The organism is Streptomyces cinnamoneus (assembly GCF_002939475.1).
Lineage (GTDB): Bacteria > Actinomycetota > Actinomycetes > Streptomycetales > Streptomycetaceae > Streptomyces > Streptomyces cinnamoneus_A.
The window spans coordinates 5749452-5766049 of sequence record NZ_PKFQ01000001.1; the positions used below are offsets into that span (position 1 = coordinate 5749452).

Here is a 16598-nt window from a genome sequence, read left to right on the forward strand (position 1 = left end):
CCGTGGACTTCGGCCTCGTCCTGCAGACCGACCCGCCCGCCACCGCCGTCGTCGACCTCATGCGCCGCGCCGAGCGGTGCGGCTTCCGCTACGGCTGGACGTTCGACTCCGCCGTGCTGTGGCAGGAGCCGTTCGTCATCTACAGCCGCGTCCTGGAGCACACCGAGCGGCTGGTGGTCGGCCCGATGGTGACCAACCCCTCCACCCGCAGCCCGGAGGTCACCGCCTCCACCTTCGCCACGCTCAACGACATGTACGGCAACCGCACCGTCTGCGGCATCGGCCGCGGTGACTCGGCCATGCGGGTGGCAGGCCGCAAGCCCAACACGCTCGCCACGCTCAGCGAGGCCATGCGCGTCATCCGCGACCTCGCCGAAGGCCGGGAGACCGACATAGACGGCACCCTGATGCGCCTGCCCTGGGTCCGCGACGGTCGGCTCCCCGTCTGGATGGCCGCCTACGGCCCCAAGGCCCTCGCCCTGGCGGGCCGCGAGGCGGACGGCTTCATCCTCCAGCTCGCCGACCCGTTCCTCACCGAATGGATGATCAAGGCAGTCCGGGCGGCGGCCGCCGACGCCGGCCGTGACCCGTCCTCGGTCACCATCTGCGTCGCCGCGCCGGCCTACGTCGGCGAGGACCTGGCCCACGCGCGCGAGCAGTGCCGCTGGTTCGGCGGCATGGTCGGCAACCACGTCGCCGACCTCGTCTCCCGCTACGGCGAACACAGCGGCGTGGTGCCCGAGGCCCTCACCGCCTACATCACGCGACGCCAGGGCTACGACTACAGCCACCACGGCCGCGCCGGAAACCCCTCCACGGACTTCGTCCCGGACGAGATCGTGGACCGCTTCTGCCTGCTCGGCCCGGTGGAGGCGCACCGCGAACGGCTGGAGCACCTGCGCGAGCTGGGAGTGGACCAGTTCGCGGTCTACGCGATGCACGACGCGAAGGAAGCGACGATCGACGCGTACGGGGAGCACCTGGTGCCGGCCCTGCGGTGACGCGGGAGTGCCGTACGGCCCGCGCGGACCGTACGGCACCCGGGGGCTGCTACGGCACGCGGGCGGTCCACTCCGGGGAACTGAACTTCGTCTGTGCCAGTTCCTGCGCACGGCTCAGCTCCTGCTCGGTCACCTCGCCGACCGAGCAGCCGTAGCGGTTCCGGAAGGAGGCGATCATGCGGTCAATGACCTCGGCGCGAGGGAGGCCTGTCTGCCGACGAAGCGGATCGACCCGCTTCTTCGCGCTCTTCGTGCCCTTGTCGGAGAGCTTCTCCTTGCCGATGCGCAGCACGTCGAGCATCTTGTCGGCATCGATGTCGTAGGCCATGGTCACGTGGTGCAGTACTGCACCGTTCTCGCCGACCATTCGCTTCTGCGCGGCCCCCGCGATCTTCCCGGCGTCGGTGGCGATGTCGTTCAGCGGCTGGTACCAGGCCTTGATGCCCATGTCGCCGAGGGCGGCGAGCACCCAGTCGTCGAGGTAGGCGTAGCTGTCGGCGAAGGACAGCCCTTGGACGAGGGAGTCCGGTACGTACAGCGAGTAGGTGATCGTACTTTGGGGCTCTACAAACATAGCCCCGCCTCCGCTGATACGGCGGACGACCGTCATGCCATGGCGCTCCGCGGACTCCATGTCGACTTCGTTGCGCAGCGACTGGAAGCTGCCGATGATCACGGCCGGCGATTCCCACTCCCACACGCGCAGCGTCGGCGCCCGGCGGCCGGCGGCGACCTCCGCAGTAAGGACCTCGTCGAGTGCCATGTGCAGGGCGGGGGACTGGGGCCCGGTGTGGATGAGCTGCCAGTCGTAGTCGTGCCAGTCGGTGGCGTTCGCCAGCGCCCGCCGCACGGCGACGCCCACGGCCTCGGAGGTGAGGCCGAACATGACCGTGCCCTCGGGGAGCGCCGCGTCGATACGGCCGGCCAGCTCCGGGGCGGGCAGGTCGGCGTTGGCCCCTTCGAGCGCCCGGTTGATGTCGAACAGCGCCTCGTCGGGTTCGAGGAAGAAGTCCCCCGCCACCCGCACGTCGCGGAGCGCTCCGTCCACCACGTCCAGGTCCACGACGACCAGCTTGCCGCCCGGCACCTTGTACTCCCCGTGCACTGCGCACCCTCCAGAACCCTGCCTCCGGGCCGGTCCCAGTGGCGGATACAGCCACGGTACGTGGTGGGGCGACGCGCAACCGGCCGAAGGTGGTCAGGGCGTGCCGGCGCCCCCTGGCCACCGGCCTGGCCAGAAGGCAGCAGTGGAGGGCTGTTCTCCACCCCGGGTGGAGCCGTCGTGCGGCAGTAGCTCGGTGGGCGTGAGGTAGCCGTCACCGGGGTCCAGGCGGATGCGCAGACATTGCAGCGGCCGCCCCTGGGTGACGTATCGCCTCACGTCGTCCGTGTGCGGGTAGTGGTGTGCCGGGTCAGGGTGAACGCATTGGTAGATCTCTTCGATGTCCCGGTCACCGAGGAGGAAGTAGCGGACACCGGGTCCGAGATTCAGGCAGAGCCTGCGTCGGCCGTCGCCACGGGCTCCGTAGGGGAGGCGGTCCCAGTTGTCGACGTGAAGGCCGAGGCGTCGCCCGGTGGCAGGGTCTTCAGTCGTGGTGCGCTCGTCTCCGGGGTCCGTGACGCAGCCCAGGAAATCGGCAGGCCAGCGGTCAGCGAACGGATAGAGGGCGGCGGCGGTGGTGCGGATGTCCGGTGCCTCTTCCGGTCGCATGACCGGCAGGGGCTGGCGTACCAATTCGATCAGAGCGCCGTCGGGGGTGCCAGGCTCGGCCTCGAACTGCTGGGCTTCCCCCACGTTCAGTGGCCGCCAGTCACCAGCTGGCAAGATCGCCCCCTCGTCGTAGTCCGCCTCACCGTGGCTCAGCTGGACGGACCCGATCTCGCACCGCTCGCGGAGGCTTTCGCACTGGCCGAATACCGAGCTCACTGCCATAGCTGTCCCTCTCGTCCCAGGCAGGGGTCATTCGACGTCGAGGTCCTCGCCGTGCCGGCGGGGGCGCCCTCCAGGGCGCGGTTGATGTCGAGGAGCGCCTCGTCCGGTTCCAGGAAGAAGTCCCCGGCCACCCTCACCCCGCGCAGCAGCCCGTCCGTGACCTCCAGGTCGACGACGACGAGCTTGCCGCCCGGCACCTTGTATTCACCGTGGTACACGGCGTTTCCTCCCCCCGCTCCGTCCGGCCGCGGCGTCCACCGCAACCCCGCCCGACCAGGCGTTCACCCGACGGTCACCGCGTGGCCACCACCCCCTCTCCGAACGCCTTCGCGACATGGTTCGATGTTCGTATGATCGATGAATTTCTCGCAGGTGGTCTGACCGATGTCGAGGAGGCGGTCCGCAAGGCCGCCGCCGCCGAGATCGTGCCGCGTTTCCGGCAGCTCGCCGCGGACGAGATCGTCGAGAAGAACGGGCCCCACGACCTGGTCACCGTCGCCGACCGGCTCGCCGAGGAGCACCTGACGGCCGCGCTCACCGCCCTGCTGCCCGGGTCGGTCGTGGTGGGGGAGGAGGCCGTGCACGCCGATCCCCGGATCCTGCTCTCGCTCGGCGGGGACGCGCCCGTGTGGATCGTCGACCCCGTCGACGGAACCCGGCAGTTCGTCCAGGGGGACCCCGGCTTCGCCACCCTCGTCTGCCTCGCGCACCGGGGCGAGCTGCTGGCCTCCTGGACGTACGCGCCCGCCCTGGACCTCATGGCCGTCGCCCGTCGGGGCGGGGGCGCGGTGCTCAACGGCACGCCGCTGCGCTGCGGGGTGCCCGAGCCGGGGCGCGACCTGGAAGTGGCCACGTCGCACTTCGACTTCACCGACGACGAGCAGAAGCGCGTCCTGGCCACCCTGCTCACCGACGGCGTCGCCCCGCGCCCCTGTGGTTCGGCCGGGCTGGAGTACCTGCACGTGGCGCAGGGTTCTCTCGATGCCGTGGCCTTCTCCTGGGAGAACCCCTGGGACCACGCCGCCGGGCTGTTGCTGGTGGCCGAGGCGGGCGGCGCGAGCGCGACGGTCGCCGGGGAGCCGTTCCGCGTCACGGGCGGCAACACCCTGCCCTTCAGTGCTGCGCGGGACGAGACGACCCTCCGGCATATCCTGGGGCTGCTGGCGTCCGCCGGCTGACCCGGCGTCACCAGGGCGTGACGTCAGCGACACACGAGGGGAGCCCGTGCCGTGGCCACCATGCTCGACGCGGTCGTCGTAGGCGCCGGCCCCAACGGGCTGACCGCCGCCGTCGAACTGGCCCGCCGGGGCCTGCGGGTGGAGGTGTTCGAAGCCGCCGACGCCATCGGCGGCGGGGCCCGCACCGAGGAGCTCACCCTCCCCGGCTTCCGCCACGACCCCTGCTCGGCCGTGCACCCCCTCGCCGTGCGCTCGCCCGCCTTCACCGCGATGCCCCTGGACCGCCACGGGCTGGAGTGGGTCCACCCCGGCCTGCCGATGGCGCATCCCTTCCCCGACGGCACGGCCGCCGTCCTCTCCCGGTCCGTCGGTGAGACCGCCGGCTCGCTGGGGCCGCGTGACGCCGGCACCTACCGCCGGCTCCTCGCGCCCTTCCACGGCCGGTGGGACGCGCTGGCCGCGGACTTCCTGCGCACCCAGTGGGACGGCCCGCCCCGCGACCCGATCCTCTACGCCCGGTTCGGCTTGGTCGCGGGCCTGCCCGCCGCGGTCCTCGCCCGGCTCTTCCGGGACGAGAAGGCCCGCGGGCTCCTCGCCGGGCTCGCCGCCCACGGCATCGCTCCCCTGCGCACCCTCGGCACCGGGGGCATGGCCCTGGTGTTCGCCCTGGCCGCCCACGAAGGCGGCTGGCCGGTGCCCCGCGGCGGCTCGCAGGCGATCGCCGACGCGCTCGGCTCGTACCTACGCGCGCTGGGCGGCGTCATCCACACCGGTTTCGAGGTCAGACACCTCGACGACCTGCCGCCCGCGCGCGCCTTCGTCTTCGACACCTCCCCGACGGCCCTCGCCCGCATCGCCGGCCTTGGCGGCACGTACGCCAACGTCCGTTACGGCCCCTCCGTCTTCAAGATCGACTATGCGCTGGACGGGCCCGTGCCCTGGACCGCCGAACCCGCCCGCCGGGCCGGCACCATCCACATCGGTCCCACCGCGGGCGAGATCGGCGAGGCCCTGCGGGCCGCCGTCGAGGGCGACGACCCCTCCGTCCCCTTCCTCATCACCGCCCAGCCCAGCCTCTTCGACCCCACCCGGGCCCCGGAGGGCAAGCACACCTTCTGGGTGTACGGGCACGTGCCCAACGGCTGGGAGGGCGACGCCACCGAGGTGATCGAGCGTCAGATCGAACGCTTCGCGCCGGGCTTCCGCGACCTCGTCCTCGCCCGCGCCACGGCCGGCCCCCCGCAACTCGCCGCCCGCAACGCCAACTACGTCGGCGGCGACATCGCCACCGGCTCGGTGGCCGGCCTCGGCCTGCTCGTCCGCCCCAAGCTCGCCCGCGTCCCCTACGCCACGCCCCACCCCTCCGTCTTCCTCTGCTCCTCCGCCACCCCGCCGGGCCCCGGCGTGCACGGAATGTCCGGGCACCACGCGGCCAGGGCGGTGTGGCGGCGCCTGCGCACGGGCCGGGTGTAGACGCCCCGCCCGGCGTCAGGGGCGGCCGCCGCCCTCCTCGCCCTCGCCCCGGTCCCGCGCGCTCTCCGCGACCCGGCGCAGCCGCGGGTGCCGCACCGGACCCTGCTCCGTCATGGCGTCGCCGACCATCGTGCGCAGCGCGTCCCGCAGCCCGTGCAGCGCGTGGTGCCGCGCCGGGCCCGCCCCCGGGTCCGTACGCAGCTCGGCGAGCAGGGACCAGCACAGCGCCAGCATCACCACGACGAACGGCAGGGCGACCAGGATCGTCGCCGACTGCAGGGACTTCAGACCGCCCGCCACGAGCAGCACGGCCGCGACCGCGGCCATCAGCACGCCCCAGACGACCACCAGCCAGGTGCGCGGGTGCAGGGCCCCGCGGCTGGAGAGCGAGCCCATCACCAGGGACGCGGAGTCGGCGCTGGTGATGAAGTACGTCATCACCAGCGCCATGGCGATCCACGACGACAGCGTGGCCAGCGGCAAGGTGTCCAGCAGGGCGAACAGCGACGCCTCGGCGCCCTCCTTGACGGTGCCGGCCATGTCCGCGGTGCCGGTCATGTCCAGGCGCAGCGCGCTGCCGCCCATGACGCAGAACCAGATCACCGTCGCACCGCTGGGCACCAGCAGGACGCCGACGAGGAACTCGCGGATGGTCCGCCCCTGGGAGATCCGCGCGATGAAGGTGCCCACGAAGGGGGCCCAGGACAGCCACCACGCCCAGTAGAAGATCGTCCACGCGCCCAGCCACTGCGAGTCGGTGAACGCGCCGGTGCGCGTCGCGAGGACGAGGAGGTCGTGGAGGTAACCGCCGGTGGCGGACGGGATGGCGTTGAGCACGAAGACCGTGGGGCCCAGCAGGAAGACGAACACCATCAGACACGCGGCGAGCACGATGTTGAGCGTGCTCAGCCACTTCACGCCCTTGTGCAGCCCCGAGAAGGCGGAGAGCACGAACGCGGCCGACAGCGACGCGATGATGACCAGTTCGAGCGTCTTGGAGTCCGCGACGCCGGTCGTGATGTTCAGGCCCTTCGTGACCTGGAGGGCACCCAGCCCCAGGCTGGTGGCCGTGCCGAAGACGGTCGCGAAGACGGCGAGCAGATCGATGACCCGGCCCGGCCAGCCGGCCGCCCGCGCCTCGCCGAGCAGGGGCACGAACGCCGAGCTGAGCCGGTTGCCCCGGCCCTTGCGGAAGCCCGCGTAGGCGAGGGCCAGGCCCGCCATGCCGTAGATGGCCCAGGGGTGGAGGGTCCAGTGGAAGAACGAGTACTCGAGCGCGGTGCGGGCCGCGGCGGGGGAGCCGGAGGTGACCCCGCTGCCGGGTGGCGGGGTGACGAAGTGGATCAGCGGCTCGCCGACCCCGTAGAACATCAGGCCGATGCCCATGCCGGCGCTGAACATCATGGCGATCCAGGCGAGGTTGCCGAACTCCGGCCGCGCGTCGTCCGCGCCCAGCCTGATCCGGCCGAACCGGCTGACGGCGATGACCGCGCACAGAACGAGGAACACGTCGGCCGCGATCACGAAGAGCCAGGCGAAGTTGGACAGCACCCAGCCCAGCGCGGTCGTCGACACCCGGTCGAAGGAACGCTTGCCGAGGGCAGCCCACGAGACCACGGCCAGGACCGCGAGCCCGCCGACGGCGACGAGGGTCATGTCCGGGGCGTCGCCCGGCGGTGGGCGCACGTCGGTGCTCTCGGTGCTCATGACGCCCCACTATGGCCGGGAAACGCCTGATTGAACGGGCTGGCGCGCCGCCACCGGGGCATGGGCAGCGCGACAGTCCCCCGGGTAGGGTCACCGCGGCGCGACCCGGAAGCGAGGGGATGCACGGTGGCGGAAGCGACACGCGTACTGATCGCCGCGGACAAGTTCAAGGGCTCTCTGACGGCCGCCCAGGTGGCCGGCCACGTGGCCGCCGGACTGCGCCGGGCCGCGCCCACGGCGGACGTGACCGCGCTGCCGGTCGCGGACGGGGGCGACGGGACGGTCGACGCCGCCCTGGCGGCCGGGTTCGCCCGGCGGGAGGCGGCCGTGACCGGTCCGCTGGGGGAGCCCGTCGTCGCCGCGTACGCCCTGCGGGCGGCGGACGGCACGGCGGTGGTGGAGATGGCCGGGGCCTCGGGGCTGCGGCTGCTGCCGGGCGGGCGCTCCGCGCCGCTGACGGCCACGACGTACGGCACCGGGGAACTGCTGCGGGCCGCGCTCGACGCGGGGGCGCGCACGATCGTGCTGGGCGTGGGCGGCAGCGCCACCACGGACGGCGGGTCCGGGATGCTCGCCGCGCTCGGGGGGCGGCTGGCGGACGGTGCCGGGCGGCCCGTCGGCCCGGGCGGTGCCGCGCTCGCCGCCCTCGCGGAGGCCGACCTGTCCGGGCTCGACGAGCGGCTCGCGCGCACCCGCGTCGTGCTCGCGAGCGACGTCGACAACCCGCTGACGGGCCCGCGCGGCGCCGCCGCGGTGTACGGGCCGCAGAAGGGGGCCTCACCGGCGGACGTCGAGGTGCTGGACGCCGCGCTCGCGCACTACGCGGCCGTGCTGGACGGCGGGGAACGGGCGGCAGAGCCCGGCGCGGGGGCTGCGGGCGGCACCGGGTATGGCGCTCTCGTCGGGCTGGGCGCCGCGTTCCGCCCCGGCATCGAGGTGATGCTCGACGTGCTGGGCTTCGAGACGGCGCTGGAGGGGGCCGGCCTCGTCATCACGGGCGAGGGCTCGCTGGACGAGCAGACGCTGCACGGCAAGGCGCCGGTGGGCGTGGCGCGGGCCGCGCGGGCGCGCGGGGTGCCCGTGGTGGCCGTCTGCGGCCGGCTGGCCCTCGACGCCGCGGCCCTGGCCGGCGCCGGCATCGAGCGCGCGTACGCGCTCACCGACCTTGAGCCGGATCCGCGCCGGTGCATGGCCGAAGCGGGGCCCTTGCTGGAGCGCCTCGCCGAGCGCGTCGCGCGGGACCACCTCGGCTGAGGCCGCGGCCCTTCCCACCCACCGGCCCGGTCTGCCCGGGGCCGCATGAGTGAGCGCCCCCGTGGGCCCGCCCCCCCACCTGCGGCCTGGTGCGCCTCGCGTGGCTGTCGCGGCGCGGGGGCGTGAGCGCCCCACCGGTGCGCCGGGTGACGGGTCCCGCCACCCGGCACGGCAAAGGGCGTGGGCCCGGGCGTTTCGCCCGGGCCCACGCCCTTTGGTCAGTCCGTCCCGTCCGGGAGGCGCTACGGCAGCTGCGCCGCCCGCGCCTCGCGGCGGTTGTCACGGAAGGTGTTCACCCGTCGCGCCGTCGCGAAGAGCGGGATCACCGCGCCCAGGACCACCTGGAGCGCGCACCCGGTCTGGAGCAGCAGCTCACCGCCCGGCGCGTCGAACGCCCACGCGGCCAGCAGGCCCATGCTGAGCACGATCCAGCTGAGCATGGCCACCGCCAGGGGCCCGCGCGGCTTCGGGTACTCGACGCGGCTCACCATCAGCCACGCCACACCCATGATCGCCAGGAGCGTCGGCACGAAGGGCAGCTCCAGCAGCACGATCGAGACCACCGTGAGCGCCCCGAAGGGGCTCGGCATGCCCTGGAAGATGCCGTCCCGCATCGGCACGCACGAGAAGCGCGCCAGTCGCAGGACCACCGCGAGCAGCACCACGATCGCGGCGACCGCCGACACCCGCTGGTGGGCGTCGTCGGCGACCATGCCCCAGACGACCACGAAATAGGCCGGCGCCAGACCGAAGCTGATCAGGTCCGACAGGTTGTCCAGCTCCGCGCCCATCGCCGAACTGCGCAGCTTGCGCGCCACGAGCCCGTCGAAGAGGTCGAAGACGGAGGCGAGCAGCATCAGTATCACGGCCGTGGCCGCGCTGTGGCGGGCCATGCCGCCGTCCTCGTTCCCCGTGAGGTGGGGGATGAGGACGCCGGTGGTCGTGAAGTACACCGCCATGAACCCGCAGATCGCGTTGCCCAGGGTGAGGGTGTCCGCTATTGACAGCCGGGTGGACAGGGGCATGTCGTCCGCGGCGTCGTCGTCCGCCTCCGGGACCCAGGCGGCCTGTGTGTCCGGATCAATCACGGTCAAGGCGTGTCACTCCTGCCTTGGTCACCTGGCCGACCTCGACGGCGACCTCGACGCCCTCGGGGAGGTAGACGTCGACGCGCGAGCCGAAGCGGATCAGGCCGATGCGCTCGCCCTGCTCCACCTTGGTGTCCTTTGTCACATACGGCACGATGCGGCGGGCGACGGCACCGGCGATCTGGATCATCTCGATGTCACCGAGCTCGGTGTCGAAGTGCCAGACGACGCGCTCGTTGTTCTCGCTCTCCTTGTTGAAGGCCGGCACGAACCCACCCGGGATGTGCTCGACCGACGTCACGGTGCCGGCCAGCGGGGCCCGGTTGACGTGGACGTTGAGCGGGCTCATGAAGATCGCGACGCGGGTTCGTCCGTCCTTCCACGGCATGATGCTCTGCACCACGCCGTCGGCCGGGGAGATGACCCGGCCCTGGGCGATCTCACGATCGGGGTCGCGGAAGAACCACAGCATGCCCGCCGCGAGCGCGGTGGCGGGCACGGCCAGCGCCGCCCAGCGGCCGGAGCGGCGGGCCTTGGAGAGGCTGACCGCTGCGGTGGCGACTGTCGGGAGGAGCCACGGCGATGCTCCGCGCGCGAGGCGTACGCCGTGGAGGCTGTCGCGAGGTGCAGAGGAAGAGCTGTGGGGCATGGGTGACCTTCGTAGCGGAGGGTGCCGCGTAACGATCGGGGGACGGCGGCTTTCCGGGGATGCTATCGGTTGCGACCGGCAACTGGCTAAGCGCCGGGGTCGGTAGATGGCCGAACACTGATGACAGGGTGTGATCTTCTTCTCTTTGGAAAAGCCGCCAATTCCCTCTGGAGGGGACATCTACCCCTGGATCCGGTACTCCTCGAGTAGCCGGCGGCCGATGATCATTTTCTGGATCTCGGCCGTACCTTCACCGATGAGGAGCATGGGCGCCTCGCGGTAGAGGCGCTCGATCTCGTACTCCTTGGAGAAGCCGTAGCCGCCGTGGATGCGGAAGGCGTCCTCCACGACCTCCTTGCAGTACTCGGAGGCCAGGTACTTGGCCATGCCCGCTTCGAGGTCGTTGCGCTCGCCCGAGTCCTTCTTCCGGGCGGCATTGACCATCATCGCATGAGCCGCTTCGACCTTTGTGCCCATTTCGGCGAGCTTGAACTGAATCGCCTGGTGCTGGGCGATGGCCTTGCCGAAGGTCTGCCGCTGCTGCGCGTAGGTCACACCCAGCTCGAACGCGCGCTGAGCGACGCCACAGCCACGCGCTGCGACGTTCACGCGCCCGACCTCGACCCCGTCCATCATCTGGTAGAAACCGCGGCCCGTCGTCCCGCCCAGGACGCGGTCGGCCGGCACCCGCAGCCCGTCCATGATCAACTCGGTGGTGTCGACGCCCTTGTAGCCCATCTTGTCGATCTTGCCGGGAATGGTGAGACCCGGCTTGACCTGCCCGAATCCGGGCTCCTTCTCGATGAGGAAGGTGGTCATCGACTTGTGCGGGGCCGTCCCCTCCGGGTGCCCCTCGTCCGTCCGGCACAGCACCGCGACCAGCGTCGACGAGCCGCCGTTGGTCAGCCACATCTTCTGGCCGGTGAGGACGTACTCGTCGCCCTCGCGCACACCCTTGGACGTGATGGCCGACACGTCCGAGCCCAGCGCCGGCTCCGACATCGAGAACGCGCCCCGGACCTCGCCCGTCGCCATGCGGGGCAGGAAGTACTCCCGCTGCTCCCGGGTGCCGTGCTGCTTGAGCATGTAGGCGACGATGAAGTGCGTGTTGATGATGCCCGACACGCTCATCCAGCCCCGCGCGATCTCCTCCACGCACAGGGCGTAGGTGAGGAGGGACTCCCCGAGGCCGCCGTACTCCTCCGGGATCATCAGGCCGAAGAGACCGAGCTCCTTGAGGCCCTCGACGATGCGCGTCGGGTACTCGTCGCGGTGCTCCAGCTCCGTCGCGACCGGGATGATCTCCTTGTCGACGAATTCACGGACGGTCGCGAGGATCTCCCGCTGGACGTCCGTCAACCCCTCGGTCCGTGCCAGACGGCCCATCTCACTTCTCCCCGGTGATCGGCTCGGGGCGGCCGGGCTGTTCCCCGCCGCGCTCCTTGATGTACGTGGCGGTGGGGACCATCACCTTGCGCCGGAAGACGCAGACGACGGTGCCGTCCTGCTTGTATCCGCGGGTCTCGACGTGGACGATGCCGCGGTCGCTCTTCGACTTCGACGGCGTCTTGTCCAGCACCGTCGTCTCGCCGTAGATCGTGTCGCCGTGGAAGGTCGGCGCGATGTGCTTGAGGGACTCGACCTCGAGGTTGGCGATCGCCTTGCCCGAGACGTCCGGCACGGACATGCCCAGCAGCAGGGAGTAGACGTAGTTGCCGACCACCACGTTCTTGCCGAAGTCGGTCGTCTCCTCCGCGTAGTTGCTGTCCATGTGCAGCGGGTGGTGGTTCATCGTGAGCAGGCAGAAGAGGTGGTCGTCGTATTCGGTGACCGTCTTGCCAGGCCAGTGCTTGTAGACGTCGCCGACGGTGAACTCTTCGTAAGTACGGCCGAACTGCATCGCTCTCACGCCTCCGGGATCTCGAACTTCGACGTACGGGTCATCCCGGCGGCGCGGCCCTTGCCCGCGATGACCAGCGCCATCTTCCGGCTCGCCTCGTCGATCATCTCGTCGCCGAGCATGGCCGAGCCCTTCTTGCCGCCCGCCTCGGAGGTGCACCAGTCGTACGCGTCCAGGATCAGCTCGGCGTGGTCGTAGTCCTCCTGCGAGGGGGAGAAGACCTCGTTGGCCGCCTCCACCTGGCCGGGGTGCAGCACCCACTTGCCGTCGAAGCCGAGCGCGGCGGCGCGCCCGGCCACCTCCTTGTAGCCCTCCACGTTCTTGATCTGGAGGTAGGGGCCGTCGATGGCCTGGAGGTCGTGCGCGCGGGCCGCCATCAGGATGCGCATGAGGATGTAGTGGTAGGCGTCCGCCGGGTAGCCGGGCGGCTGCTCGCCCACGACCAGGGACTTCATGTTGATGGACGCCATGAAGTCGGCCGGGCCGAAGATGATCGTCTCCAGGCGGGGCGAGGCCGCCGCGATCGCGTCGACGTTGACCAGGCCCCTGGCGTTCTCGATCTGCGCCTCGATGCCGATGCGGCCGACCTCGAAGCCCATGGTCTTCTCGATCTGCGTCAGCAGCAGGTCCAGGGCGACCACCTGCTGGGCGTCCTGCACCTTGGGCAGCATGATGCAGTCGAGGTTCGGGCCGGCGCCCTCGACGACCGTGATCACGTCGCGGTAGGTCCAGTGCGTGGTCCAGTCGTTGACCCGGACGACCCTGGTCTTGCCCGTCCAGTCGCCGTTGTTCAGCGCGTCGACGATGGTGTGCCGGGCGCCTTCCTTGGCCAGCGGCGCGCAGGCGTCCTCCAGGTCCAGGAAGACCTGGTCGGCCGGCAGGCCCTGGGCCTTCTCCAGGAAACGCGGGTTGCTGCCGGGGACGGCGAGGCAGGAACGGCGCGGGCGCAGCCGGTTCACGGGGGAAAGGCCCTCGACGGTGCCAGTCATGCGGATACCTCCAGGGGGTCGAGCCTGTTCGCTTTGCGGATCTCGTCGACGATACGGCCGATGATCTCCGTGATACCGAAGTCCTTCGGGGTGAAGACCGCCGCGACACCGGCCGCCCGCAGGGCGGCGGCGTCGGCTGACGGGATGATGCCACCGACGATCACGGGCACGTCGTCCGCCCCCGTCCCGCGCAGCCGGGTCAGGACGTCCGGTACCAGCTCGGCGTGCGAGCCGGAGAGGATCGACAGACCCACGCAGTGCACGTCCTCGGCGACGGCCGCCGAGACGATCTGCTCGGGGGTGAGACGGATGCCCTGGTAGACCACCTCGAAGCCGGCGTCACGGGCCCGCACGGCGATCTGCTCGGCGCCGTTGGAGTGGCCGTCCAGGCCGGGCTTGCCGACGAGCAGCCGGAGCCGGCCGCCGCCCAGGTCCTGCGCGGTGCGGGCGACCTTCTCGCGCACGGCCGCCAGCGGGGTGCCCGCCTCGGCGGTCACGGCCAGCGGGGCGCCGCTGACGCCCGTGGGGGCGCGGAACTCGCCGAAGACGTCGCGCAGGGCCCAGGACCACTCGCCGGTCGTGACGCCCGCCCGTACGCACTCCAGGGTGGCCGCCATCAGGTTCTCCGAGCCCGCGGCCGTCTTCTTCAGGACGGACAGCGCCTCCTGGGCGCGGGTCTCGTCGCGGTCGTCCCGCCAGCGGTGGAGGGCGGCCACGACGCGCGCCTCGTTCGCCGGGTCGACCGTCATGATGGCGGTGTCCAGGTCGGCGGTGAGGGGGTTGGGCTCGGTGCCCTCGTAGCAGTTGACGCCGACGATCTTCTCCTCGCCGGCCTCGATCCTGGCCCGGCGCTCGGCGTGCGAGGAGACGAGCTGGGACTTGAGGTAGCCGGACTCGACGGCCGCCATCGCGCCGCCCATCTCCTGGATGCGCTCGATCTCCGCCAGGCACTCGGTCACCAGGGCGTCCACCTTGGCCTCGACGACGTGCGAACCGGCGAAGATGTCGTCGTACTCCAGCAGGTCGCTCTCGTGGGCGAGCACCTGCTGGATGCGCAGGGACCACTGCTGGTCCCAGGGGCGCGGCAGCCCCAGCGCCTCGTTCCAGGCGGGCAGCTGCACGGCCCGGGCGCGGGCGTCCTTGGAGAGGGTGACGGCCAGCATCTCCAGGACGATGCGCTGGACGTTGTTCTCGGGCTGGGCCTCGGTCAGCCCCAGGGAGTTGACCTGGACGCCGTAGCGGAAGCGGCGCTGCTTGGGGTTGTCGATGCCGTACCGCTCGCGGGTGATGTGCTCCCAGATGCGGCCGAAGGCGCGCATCTTGCACATCTCCTCGATGAAGCGGACGCCCGCGTTGACGAAGAAGGAGATGCGGGCGACGACGTCGCCGAACTTCTCCTCCGGCACCTGTCCGGAGGCGCGCACGGCGTCCAGCACGGCGATGGCCGTGGACATGGCGTACGAGATCTCCTGGACCGGGGTGGCCCCGGCCTCCTGCAGGTGGTAGCTGCAGATGTTGATCGGGTTCCACTTGGGGATGTGCGCCACCGTGTACGTGATCATGTCGGTGGTCAGCCGCAGGGAGGGCCCGGGCGGGAAGACGTGCGTCCCGCGCGAGAGGTACTCCTTGACGATGTCGTTCTGTGTCGTCCCCTGCAACTTCGCGACGTCGGCGCCCTGTTCCTCCGCGACCACCTGGTACATCGCCAGCAGCCACATGGCGGTGGCGTTGATGGTCATGGAGGTGTTCATCTGCTCCAGCGGAATGTCCTGGAACAGGCGCCGCATGTCACCGAGGTGGGCGACCGGGACCCCGACCCGCCCGACCTCGCCGCGGGCGAGGACGTGGTCGGGGTCGTAACCGGTCTGCGTCGGGAGGTCGAACGCGACCGAGAGACCGGTCTGGCCCTTGGCGAGGTTGCGCCGGTAGAGCTCGTTGGACGCCTCGGCCGTGGAGTGCCCGGCGTAGGTCCGCATCAGCCACGGACGATCCTTCTGACGCTCAGTCATACGTAGTGCTCACACATCCCTGAAGCGGTTGATGGCGTCGATGTGCCGGGCCCGCATCTCCTCGTCGCGCACACCGAGGCCTTCCTCCGGCGCCAGGCAGAGCACGCCGACCTTGCCCTGGTGGAGGTTGCGGTGCACGTCGTACGCCGCCTGGCCGGTCTCGGCCAGGGTGTAGGTCTTGGACAGCGTGGGGTGGATCTTGCCCTTGGCGATCAGGCGGTTGGCCTCCCACGCCTCGCGGTAGTTGGCGAAGTGGGAGCCGACGATGCGCTTGAGCGACATCCACAGGTAGCGGTTGTCGTACTCGTGGTTGTAGCCGGAGGTGGAGGCGCAGGTGACGATCGTGCCGCCCTTGCGGGTGACGTAGACCGACGCGCCGAAGGTCTCGCGGCCCGGGTGCTCGAAGACGATGTCCACGTCCTCGCCGCCGGTCAGTTCGCGGATGCGCTTGCCGAGGCGCTTCCACTCGCGGGGGTCCTGGGTGTGCTCGTCCTTCCAGAACTTGTAGCCCTCGGCGTTGCGGTCGATGATCGCCTCGGCGCCCATCCGCCGGCAGATCTCCGCCTTCTGCTCGCTGGAGACCACGCAGATGGGGTTGGCCCCGCCGGCGAGCGCGAACTGCGTGGCGTACGAGCCCAGTCCGCCGCTCGCGCCCCAGATGAGGACGTTGTCGCCCTGCTTCATCGCGGCGCCGTTGCGGGAGACGAGCTGGCGGTAGGCCGTGGAGTTGACCAGGCCGGGGGCCGCCGCCTCCTCCCAGCTCAGGTGGGCCGGCTTGGGCATCAGCTGGTTGGACTTCACCAGCGCGATCTCGGCCAGGCCGCCGAAGTTCGTCTCGAAGCCCCAGATGCGCTGCTCGGGGTCGAGCATGGTGTCGTCGTGCCCGTCTGCGGACTCCAGTTCGACCGACAGGCAGTGCGCGACGACCTCGTCCCCGGGCTTCCAGGCGTTGACCCCCGGGCCGGTGCGCAGCACGACGCCCGCGAGGTCGGAGCCGATGACGTGGTACGGCAGGTCGTGCCGCTTGCCCAGCGGGGAGAGCCTGCCGTAGCGCTCCAGGAAGGAGAAGGTCGAGACGGGTTCGAAGATCGAGGTCCAGACCGAGTTGTAGTTCACGGAGCTGGCCATCACGGCCACCAGGGCCTCGCCGGGCCCGAGTTCGGGCACCGGCACGTCCTCCACGTGGAGGGACTTGCGCGGGTCCTTCTCCCGGGTGGAGAGCCCGGCGAACATCTCCGCTTCGTCCTTGTGCACGGTCACCGCGCGGTAGGACTCGGGGATGGCCAGTGCGGCGAAGTCCTCGGCACTGCTGTCGGGCGCGAGTATCGCGTCCAGTATCTGGTTCACGGAAAGCCTCCGGCGAAGCTCGTCGGGAAAACGGGCTTGAGGGAACGTCGGGGGTGGTGCAGAGCCGGTG

General features: G+C 71.1%; 14 protein-coding genes and 1 pseudogene. 4 read left to right on the forward strand and 11 right to left on the reverse strand.

The window, feature by feature from the left end; translation table 11 throughout:
• Positions 1 to 2 precede the first annotated feature (2 nt).
• On the forward strand, positions 3 to 1001 hold the full coding sequence (locus tag CYQ11_RS25555; RefSeq protein ID WP_099202662.1) for a TIGR03842 family LLM class F420-dependent oxidoreductase: 999 nt from the start codon (positions 3 to 5) through the stop codon (positions 999 to 1001).
• A gap of 49 nt (positions 1002 to 1050) precedes the next feature.
• Here the strand turns inward: CYQ11_RS25555 and lplAB are convergent, their stop codons facing one another.
• From lplAB to lplB, 3 genes and pseudogenes are all read right to left on the reverse strand, one after another.
• Positions 1051 to 2106, reverse strand: coding sequence for a lipoate-protein ligase LplAB (lplAB, locus tag CYQ11_RS25560; protein ID WP_099202663.1), 1056 nt, complete (start codon positions 2104 to 2106; stop codon positions 1051 to 1053).
• 93 nt (positions 2107 to 2199) lie between these two features.
• On the reverse strand, positions 2200 to 2928 hold the full coding sequence (locus CYQ11_RS25565; RefSeq protein WP_104651090.1) for a hypothetical protein: 729 nt from the start codon (positions 2926 to 2928) through the stop codon (positions 2200 to 2202).
• A gap of 56 nt (positions 2929 to 2984) precedes the next feature.
• Positions 2985 to 3152 (reverse strand): annotated as a pseudogene (lplB, locus tag CYQ11_RS25570) (lipoate-protein ligase small subunit); the annotation flags it as partial.
• A 132-nt stretch (positions 3153 to 3284) separates the two neighbouring features.
• On the opposite strand from lplB, the gene CYQ11_RS25575 reads away from it, so the two are divergent.
• Positions 3285 to 4112, forward strand: coding sequence for an inositol monophosphatase family protein (locus tag CYQ11_RS25575; RefSeq protein WP_099202665.1), 828 nt, complete (start codon positions 3285 to 3287; stop codon positions 4110 to 4112).
• A gap of 60 nt (positions 4113 to 4172) precedes the next feature.
• Positions 4173 to 5585 (forward strand): phytoene desaturase family protein, encoded by a 1413-nt coding sequence (locus CYQ11_RS25580; RefSeq protein ID WP_099202896.1) that lies wholly within the window; start codon positions 4173 to 4175, stop codon positions 5583 to 5585.
• A 15-nt stretch (positions 5586 to 5600) separates the two neighbouring features.
• Here CYQ11_RS25580 and CYQ11_RS25585 read toward each other — a convergent pair whose 3' ends face one another.
• Entirely contained in the window at positions 5601 to 7292 is a 1692-nt protein-coding gene (locus tag CYQ11_RS25585; protein ID WP_099202666.1) for a BCCT family transporter, read from the reverse strand.
• Positions 7293 to 7418: 126 nt separating this feature from the next.
• On the opposite strand from CYQ11_RS25585, the gene CYQ11_RS25590 reads away from it, so the two are divergent.
• Positions 7419 to 8546 carry a glycerate kinase gene (locus CYQ11_RS25590; RefSeq protein WP_398780580.1) on the forward strand — a complete coding sequence of 376 codons (1128 nt, stop codon included), beginning with the start codon at positions 7419 to 7421 and terminating at the stop codon, positions 8544 to 8546.
• Between the two features lie 242 nt (positions 8547 to 8788).
• Here the strand turns inward: CYQ11_RS25590 and pssA are convergent, their stop codons facing one another.
• From pssA to ccrA, 7 genes are all read right to left on the reverse strand, one after another.
• Positions 8789 to 9640, reverse strand: a complete 852-nt coding sequence (gene pssA, locus CYQ11_RS25595) for a CDP-diacylglycerol--serine O-phosphatidyltransferase (protein WP_181143787.1) — start codon at positions 9638 to 9640, stop codon at positions 8789 to 8791.
• Complete coding sequence (locus tag CYQ11_RS25600; RefSeq protein ID WP_099202669.1) at positions 9627 to 10283, reverse strand: phosphatidylserine decarboxylase; 657 nt, start codon at positions 10281 to 10283, stop codon at positions 9627 to 9629. Before CYQ11_RS25600 ends, pssA begins: the two co-directional genes overlap by 14 nt.
• Positions 10284 to 10463: 180 nt before the next feature.
• Complete coding sequence (locus CYQ11_RS25605; protein WP_099202670.1) at positions 10464 to 11669, reverse strand: acyl-CoA dehydrogenase family protein; 1206 nt, start codon at positions 11667 to 11669, stop codon at positions 10464 to 10466.
• 1 nt (position 11670) lies between these two features.
• Entirely contained in the window at positions 11671 to 12183 is a 513-nt protein-coding gene (locus tag CYQ11_RS25610) for a MaoC family dehydratase (protein WP_099202671.1), read from the reverse strand.
• A 5-nt stretch (positions 12184 to 12188) separates the two neighbouring features.
• Positions 12189 to 13172: an HpcH/HpaI aldolase/citrate lyase family protein gene (locus CYQ11_RS25615; protein WP_099202672.1), complete on the reverse strand. Its 984-nt coding sequence runs from the start codon at positions 13170 to 13172 to the stop codon at positions 12189 to 12191.
• Entirely contained in the window at positions 13169 to 15181 is a 2013-nt protein-coding gene (locus CYQ11_RS25620; RefSeq protein ID WP_099202673.1) for a protein meaA, read from the reverse strand. Before CYQ11_RS25620 ends, CYQ11_RS25615 begins: the two co-directional genes overlap by 4 nt.
• A gap of 9 nt (positions 15182 to 15190) precedes the next feature.
• Positions 15191 to 16528 carry a crotonyl-CoA carboxylase/reductase gene (gene ccrA, locus CYQ11_RS25625; protein ID WP_099202674.1) on the reverse strand — a complete coding sequence of 446 codons (1338 nt, stop codon included), beginning with the start codon at positions 16526 to 16528 and terminating at the stop codon, positions 15191 to 15193.
• Positions 16529 to 16598: the final 70 nt, after the last annotated feature.

Bases quoted from the DNA above. Each gene is read 5' to 3' on its own strand.
- CYQ11_RS25615 (WP_099202672.1), bottom strand. From the start codon at position 13,172: ATGACTGGCACCGTCGAGGGCCTTTCCCCCGTGAACCGGCTGCGCCCG.
- CYQ11_RS25575 (WP_099202665.1), top strand. From the start codon at position 3,285: ATGATCGATGAATTTCTCGCAGGTGGTCTGACCGATGTCGAGGAGGCG.
- CYQ11_RS25585 (WP_099202666.1), bottom strand. From the start codon at position 7,292: ATGAGCACCGAGAGCACCGACGTGCGCCCACCGCCGGGCGACGCCCCG.
- CYQ11_RS25620 (WP_099202673.1), bottom strand. From the start codon at position 15,181: ATGACTGAGCGTCAGAAGGATCGTCCGTGGCTGATGCGGACCTACGCC.
- CYQ11_RS25600 (WP_099202669.1), bottom strand. From the start codon at position 10,283: ATGCCCCACAGCTCTTCCTCTGCACCTCGCGACAGCCTCCACGGCGTA.
- CYQ11_RS25580 (WP_099202896.1), top strand. From the start codon at position 4,173: ATGCTCGACGCGGTCGTCGTAGGCGCCGGCCCCAACGGGCTGACCGCC.
- CYQ11_RS25605 (WP_099202670.1), bottom strand. From the start codon at position 11,669: ATGGGCCGTCTGGCACGGACCGAGGGGTTGACGGACGTCCAGCGGGAG.
- CYQ11_RS25610 (WP_099202671.1), bottom strand. From the start codon at position 12,183: ATGCAGTTCGGCCGTACTTACGAAGAGTTCACCGTCGGCGACGTCTAC.